The 6,843-nt window shown below is 76.1% G+C and carries 4 protein-coding genes and 1 pseudogene; 1 reads left to right on the forward strand and 4 read right to left on the reverse strand.

All coding sequences use genetic code 11. From position 1 onward, the window contains the following. From HCJ92_RS20755 to HCJ92_RS20770, 4 genes and pseudogenes are all read right to left on the reverse strand, one after another. A pseudogene (locus tag HCJ92_RS20755) lies at nt 1-1,263 on the reverse strand (hypothetical protein); the annotation flags it as partial. 47 nt (nt 1,264-1,310) lie between these two features. Next, on the reverse strand, nt 1,311-2,174 hold the full coding sequence (locus HCJ92_RS20760; RefSeq protein ID WP_167935140.1) for a hypothetical protein: 864 nt from the start codon (nt 2,172-2,174) through the stop codon (nt 1,311-1,313). A 100-nt stretch (nt 2,175-2,274) separates the two neighbouring features. Beyond that, nucleotides 2,275-3,909: a hypothetical protein gene (locus HCJ92_RS20765; protein WP_245241049.1), complete on the reverse strand. Its 1,635-nt coding sequence runs from the start codon at nt 3,907-3,909 to the stop codon at nt 2,275-2,277. Between the two features lie 101 nt (nt 3,910-4,010). Next, the gene (locus tag HCJ92_RS20770; protein ID WP_167935141.1) at nt 4,011-6,089 is read right to left on the reverse strand and encodes a SpoIIE family protein phosphatase; all 2,079 of its coding nucleotides are present in this window, start codon (nt 6,087-6,089) and stop codon (nt 4,011-4,013) included. A 242-nt stretch (nt 6,090-6,331) separates the two neighbouring features. On the opposite strand from HCJ92_RS20770, the gene HCJ92_RS20775 reads away from it, so the two are divergent. After that, nucleotides 6,332-6,787, forward strand: a complete 456-nt coding sequence (locus HCJ92_RS20775) for a Crp/Fnr family transcriptional regulator (protein WP_167935142.1) — start codon at nt 6,332-6,334, stop codon at nt 6,785-6,787. Nucleotides 6,788-6,843: the final 56 nt, after the last annotated feature.

Genomic DNA, 6,843 nt, shown 5'->3' on the forward strand with positions numbered 1-6,843 from the left:
GTCGGTGGCGGCACCGTGCTGGAGCACGGTCTCGGCGGCCTGCCAGGCGGCGTGCACGGCGCGCGCCTCGGTGAGTTCGCGCCGCAGCCCGGCGGCCGACCTCTCCGCCGCGGCGAGGGCCAGTGAGGCGTGCCGGTAGGCGAGTTCCGCGGTGGTGCGGGCGGCGCCCTCGCGGGCGCGGGAGGCGGCGGACACGGTGTCCGCCGCGTTCTCCACGCGGGTGGCGAGCGCCTGGGAGCGGTCGCGTTCGACGGTGCCGCGGGCGGACATCCGCCCGGCGAGGGCACGGGTCCGGGTCTCGGCGCCGGTATGGACGGCACGGGCGCGGCCTCGCAGGTCGGCGGCGTCCGCGATGCGCTGGAGCAGGTCCAGGGACCCGGCGGTGAAGTCGCGTTCGGCGGTGAGTTCGGCGCGGCGGCCGAGCTTGTGGGAGAAGCCGTGGACGAGGTCGGCGAGGCCGTCGGTGTCGCGGGTGTCGGTGACGGCGCGCAGCAGCAGGTCGGTGAAGTCGGCGTCGTTCTTGACGGCGAAGAGGCCGGCGGCCTCGCCCTCGTCGGCGTTCATCTCACGCTGGTAGCGGAACAGCTCGGGGTCCAGGCCGAGCGCCTCCAGGTGCTCCTTCCAGCGTTCGTGGACCTCCTCCCAGACGACGTCGAGGTTGGGGTACGCCTTGCCGGTCTCGGTGAGGACGTCGCGGAACCCCTTCATGGTGCGGCGGCGGCCGGAGGCACCGGAGGCGCCCTCCTGGGCGGGGGCGGCACGCAGCGCGGTGCTCTCGGCCACCGGCAGGGAGTCCAGCGTCATGCCGGGGCCGGGGCGGAAGGAGTACCAGGCCTCGGCGAACTTCCTCGGGTCGCCCGAGACCTGCCTCCCGCGCCACTCGCTGACCTTGCCGACGACGACGGACTCGCCGGTGAGGGTGTGCTGCCACTCCAGGGCGACGTGTCCGCAGTCCTCGGCGAGCAGGAACTTCCGCAGGACTCCGGAGCTGGCGCCGCCGAGGGTGTTGCGGTGGCCGGGGAGCATCACGGAGAAGATCAGCTTCAGCAGGACGGACTTGCCGCCGCCGTTCTCCAGGAACAGCACCCCCGCGGGGGCCGGGCGGCGGGGCGGACCGTCGGGGGCGTCCTCGAAGAAGTCGGCCTGCACCGGTGCCGGCTCCGGCACCTCCTCACCGACGCCTCGCAGGTCGAGGACGGTGTCGGCGTAGCGGGCGCCGGCGGGTCCGATGGAGTAGAGACGGACCCGGGACAGCTCGTACATGGCGGGCACTCACAGGAGGTGGAGGGGCGGCGGGGCGGGCGGGCTTGTCAGCTGTGGAAGGGCAGGCCGGCGCCCTCGGGGAGGTGGTCCTCCCCGGGGGCGGCTGCCAGGGAGGCGCTGCCGTCGGAGACGGGGACCAGGCCGAGTTCCAGCAGTTCGGTCATGGCCGCGCGGCCGGCCATGTCGCGTACCTGGAGCTGGTAGCGCGGCGTGGTGCGGTAGGAGCCGCCCTCGTCGTCGCCGGTGCGCTGCAGGAAGCCGGAGTCGGCGAGGAAGGAGACCGCCTTGGCGATGATGCCGGTGGTGGAACCGGCCAGCCGGCGGGCGTCCTTGGTGGCGCCGGTGGCGCTGCGGCGCGCGTAGACGCGCCAGGCGGCCTCCAGCCCCGGCGCCTCGGTCCGCGGGTCGGTGTTCTCGCCGCGTTCCTCGGCGCGCTCCTCCAGGCGGCGGCAGGCCTGCCGCACGAAGGCGTCGACACCGTTGACGGTGATCCTGCCGAGGTAGCCGTCGTCGGCGAGGTCCTCGGGGCGGGGGAAGGCGAGAGCGGCGACGGCGAGGTGGGCGAGGCCGTGGAGGAAGCGGTCGGTGGTGTCGCCGGCGGCGCGGCGGGCGTACTCGCCCATGCGCACGGCGAAGACGGAGTCCTCGTCGGCGGTGACCGCCATCCCGGCGCGGGTGGAGACCTCCAGCACGATCAGGCCGAGGCCGGTGGCGACGGCGTCGGTCAGCCGCGCGAAGGGCGGGTCCTCGGCGTAGCGGCGGACGGCGGCGGCGTACTCGGCGTCGCGGACGGGCTGGAGGCGCGGCTGGAGACCGAAGGCGACGAGCCGGGCGGCGTCCGCGGCGTCGGCCGGTGTGACGGCGCCTCCCGGTCCGGGGGCGGGCGCGGTCTCGGCTCCTGGGTCGGTCACGGGCGGGTCGCTCCTCGATGGGGGGGGTGGCTGTGGTGCGTGCGTGCGGGGCCGGTGGCGCGGCCGGGCGTGCGGGCCGGGGCGGCTGCCCGTCCGGGGGTCAGGTGCCGGGTTCGGCCGCGTACTCCAGCAGGGCCGTGCCGACGACCAGATCCGCGCCGCCGAACTCCGGGTCCCGGAGTTCGGTTCCGTCGTCGACGGCGAACAGCAGGCGGTCGTCGCCCTGGCGGTGGGCGGTGCCGACGGGCGGGCTGGCGGCGTGCACCGCCAGCAGCGCCACCAGGTAGGGCAGCTCGGGGTCCTCGCGGCGCGCCTGGGCCAGCAGGCCGGAGAGCCGTCGCGGCGCGTCCGGCGGCAGGTCGAGCAGGGACTTGGCCGCGGACAGCTGCTCCTCGCTGAAGCGGCTGTCGTCGGGGGTGGCGACCAGGTCGGGCTCGGGGAGCTCGGCGCCGAGGTGCTCGCGCGGCGCGGGCGGGGTGAGCAGCAGTTCGGTGAGGTCCCCCAGCCGTACGGCGCCCGGCGAGCGGAAACCGACGCCGTGGGCGAACCACGCGTCCGTCACTCCGACGGCCCGCTCCAGGGGCTCGGGGAGCAGCGGCATCAGCAGCTGGCCGTGGAGGTCGAGGCCGACTCGGCCGGAGGGCGGGGCGAACTCCTGGCGGTCCTGCTCCGCCCGGAAGAGGGGGCCCGCCTCCAGCAGCCGTGACTGCAGCTGGGTGTGGCGGCGGATGCAGTCCTTGACGATGTCGACCAGTTCCGCGGCGCGGAGCTTGTGCTCGCCGGCCCGGGGACCCGCGGGGTCGGCCTCGTCGCGCGCCCGGCGGATGTTGGTGAGGATGGCGTTCTCGTGGCGGTAGCGATCGGCGATGTGGTCCAGCGCCTCCGCGATCATGTCCGGCACGGTCCGCAGCCAGTCCACGGAGCGGACGTTGCGGCGGGTCGCCTCCAGCGTGCGGCGCAGGGTCTCGGCGTACTGGACGGTGCGGTAGCGGGCCTGCTCGGCGGCGAGCTGGGCGTCGGCCAGCCGACCGCGGCTGATGAGCACCTCCAGCTTGACCTCGGCCGCGATCTGCGCGCTGGTGACGTCGGTGTCGAGGGCGCCGACCAGGACGTTGACCGCCTCGTCGGTGGTGCGCAGGCACACGCCGCCCGCCGGGTCCGGGAGTTCCTCGACGAGCTTGAAGTCGTAGTCGCGCCGGACGTACGCGCCGTCGGCGCCGAAAGTGCCGTAGACGGCGCGGAAACCGCGGTCGACGCTCCCGACGTTGATGAGGTTCTCCAGCACCCAGCGCGCCACGCGGAGGTGTTCGGTGGCCGGCCGGTCCGGCGCCTGGGCGGCGACGCGGGGCACGAGGCGGGCGACCACGTCGTCGTGGTCGGCGCCGGTGTCGAAGTCCATGGCGAGGGTGACGAGGTCGATCGCGGCGAGGGCGACCTCGGCCATGGCGTAACCGGAGTACTCGCCCGCCAGGTTGGCCTTGCGGACGTCGAGGTCGTGGAGCGGGGCGGTGCAGGCCAGGGCGCGGAGCCGGCGGGCCAGTCCCTCGTCGGCGGCCGGCCCGGGCGCGGGGCGGCCGGGGGGCGGTCCGGGGGGTGCGCCGGCCGCGGACCGCGGGGCGGGCACCGGATGCGTCGTCACGGGGCACAGCGTAGGCGGTCGCGCCGACAACGGTTGGTTCGGGTGGTCCTGTCGCCTCGGCGGCTTCCGTCCCGCCACGGGCCGGTTGGTCCGCATCCCCGCACGGCGAGGGGAGCCCGGCGTCCGACGCAGCTTACGTCACCCCGGGGGGCCGCCCCGACCGACCGTGCGCCCCCGCCGGAGCCGCACGGCGCAGGTCAGCGCGACAGCCCGGCCGTCGGGCCGAACGGTCGGGCGAGGAGCAGCGCGATGTCGTCCCGGGCTGCCCGGTCCAGGACGTCCAGGACCCGGTCGCAGGTCTCCTCCAACGGGCGCGGCCGGCCGTCCAGCAGCCCCAGCAGGCGGGCGAGGCCGGTGTCGATGGGCGCCGAGCGGTTCTCGACCAGTCCGTCGGTGAACAGGGCGAGGGTGGCGTCGCCCGGGAGGTCGCAGCGGAGCGCGGCGAAGCCGCCCGCGCCGACGCCCAGCGGTGCGGCCACCGGGGTGTCGAGGAACGCCGCCCGGCCCGCCGGGCTGACCAGTACGGGTGGCAGGTGCCCGGCGACCGCGACCTCGCAGCGGCCCCGGGCGGGGTCGTAGACCGCGTACACGCAGGTGGCGATGGAGTCGCCGAGCAGCTCGGCCGTGGCGTCGAGGTGGTCCAGCAGCTCGGCGGGCGGCAGGTCCAGCCGCGCCAGGGCGCGCGTGGTGGACCGCAGTTGCCCCATGATCGCCGCGGCCTGCACACCCTTGCCCATGACGTCGCCGACCATGAGCCCGATGCGCCCGTCGCGCAGCGGGAGCACGTCGAACCAGTCGCCTCCGACCTCGCGGACCGCCGGGAGGTAGCGGAAGGCCAGGTCCAGGGCGAGGGGCTGCTCCGGTATCCGGGGCAGCAGTCCTCGTTGCAGCGCGAGGGCGGCGTTGTGCTCGCGGCTGTAGAGCCGGGCGTTGTCGACGCAGATGGCGGCGCGCCCCGCGAGGTCCACGGCGAGCGCGAGGTCGCGTTCGTCGAACGGCCGGGGGGTGGCGTGGGTGCGGCAGAGGCTGAGCGTGCCGAGGATGTCGCCGCGGGCGACGAGCGGGACCGCCAGGTAGGAGTGGACGCCGGAGTCGGCCAGGACCGCGGCGGCGCGCTCGTCGCGGGCGATCCGCCGCAGCGTGCGCGGGCCCACCTCCGGGAGCAGTACGGGACGGGCCTCCGTCACGCACTGGGTGATGGGGCGGTGCGGTCCGTAGGAGGCCAGCCCGCCGACGCGGTCGGCGGCGCGTTCGGCGCCGCTGTGGTCCTGGCGGGAGGCGACGGCCAGGGCGCGGAACCGCGCGGAGCCGTCCTCCGCGACGGGTGGGACGACCTCGCCGCCGAAGACGGAGTCGAGCACGTCCACCGCGGCCAGGTCGGCCAGCCGGGGGACGATGACGTCGGCCAGTTCCTGGGCGGTGTGCTGGAGGTCCAGGGTGGTGCCGATCCGGCGGCCGGCCTCGGCGATCATCGCGAGTTGCTCCCGGGCTGCCGCGACCTCGGCGGCGGCCCGGTGGCGGGCGGTGACGTCCACGACGGAGGTGGCGGCTCCCAGCGTCCGGCCGGCGGCGTCCTGGACGCGGTGGAAGGACGCGGACCAGACGTGCTCGGTGTCGGGGTCCGACGGCGTGGTGCCGCTGAGCTGCCGGTCGGAGACGGCTTCGCCGTCGGCCATGACCCGGAGCAGGGTGGCGGCGACCTCCGGTGTGTCCACGCCCTGCCCGGCCTCGCCGATCCCCCGGCCGACGAGTTCGCTCCGGGCGGTGCCGTTGATGCGTGCCAGGGCGGGGTTGGCGCGGAGCCAGCGGAGGTCGGGGCCGACCATGCCGAGGCCGACCGGGGACTGCTCGACCAGGGCGTCGGCCGGGGCCGGCTCGGCCGCCCGGTCGCTCCGGGCGTCGACCGCCCGCACCAGCACGGTGGTGCCGCCGGTGACGTCGGTGAGGAGCCGGTGACCGAGAGCCAGCAGAACTCTGGTGCCGTCACCCCGCGAGGCGGGGAGGACCGTCGTCGCGCCCTCGGGGCCGGCGTCGCGGAACCAGCGGTCCGCCCGCTCGCGAGCCGCCGGGTCGGCGAGGAGCGCGGCAGGCAGGCCCAGCACCGCCTCCGCGGGGCGGCCCAGGAGCTCGGCCGCCTCGTCGCTCCACAGCCGCACCACTCCCCCGGTGTCGGTCGCGAAATACGCGGGCGTGTCCCCGCCCGGCCCCTCCCCGGGCGTCCCGCCCGCGCCGTCGCCGGCCTGCGTGCCCCGCCGCTGTTCGTCGTCCCCGGCCACGCCGTCCGTCCTCTCGCCACGCCGCACCCACCGCTGACGGGTGCCATTCAACGACAGCCGCGCCCGGCGCGCGCGGCGGGTGCCCGGAGGTGGCCGCGCACGGGGCGGGGCGGGGTTCGTGGGGCGGTCGGGACGGCTGGGGATGCGGCATCCGGGTGAATGGGGGTCAATGGTGACGGGCGCCCGACCGGCCCGTCCTGGGACGGACCGGTCCCGCGCCGCGAGTGGGAGGAGGTCACTGCATGAGTGTGGAGAAGCACCTGCTGAAAGCGCTGGCGCCGGACCAGCGGGACCGGCTGCTGGCCGTGGGGCGGGAGACCGCCTTCCCGCAGGGCACCCGGATCTTCGAGGAGCGCGAGAGCGCGGACCGGTTCTGGGTCATCCGGTCCGGATCGGTGACCCTGGACCTGCGGCTGGGCGAGGGGCCGCGCCCCATGGAGGTGGCGACACTGCGCACGGGGGACATGCTGGGCTGGTCCTGGCTGTTCCCGCCCTACGCGTGGGACTTCGGCGCGGAGGCGTTGAGCCCGGTCCGGACCGTCGAGTTCGACGGGAGGCGGGTGCAGCGGATGTGCGACGAGGACCCCGCGTTCGGTTACGCCCTGCTGCGGGTGGTCGCGGAAATCCTGGCGCACCGGGTGCACAGCGCCCGTTCCCGGCTGTTGGACCGCTACGCGCCGTACGCCGCCGGTTGGTGATCGGCGGCCGGGCCGCGGGCACGGCACCGGCGGCGGGCCGCGGGGGCGGGACAGCC

Origin of the sequence: Streptomyces spiramenti, assembly GCF_012034385.1 — a bacterium.
Lineage (GTDB): Bacteria > Actinomycetota > Actinomycetes > Streptomycetales > Streptomycetaceae > Streptomyces > Streptomyces spiramenti.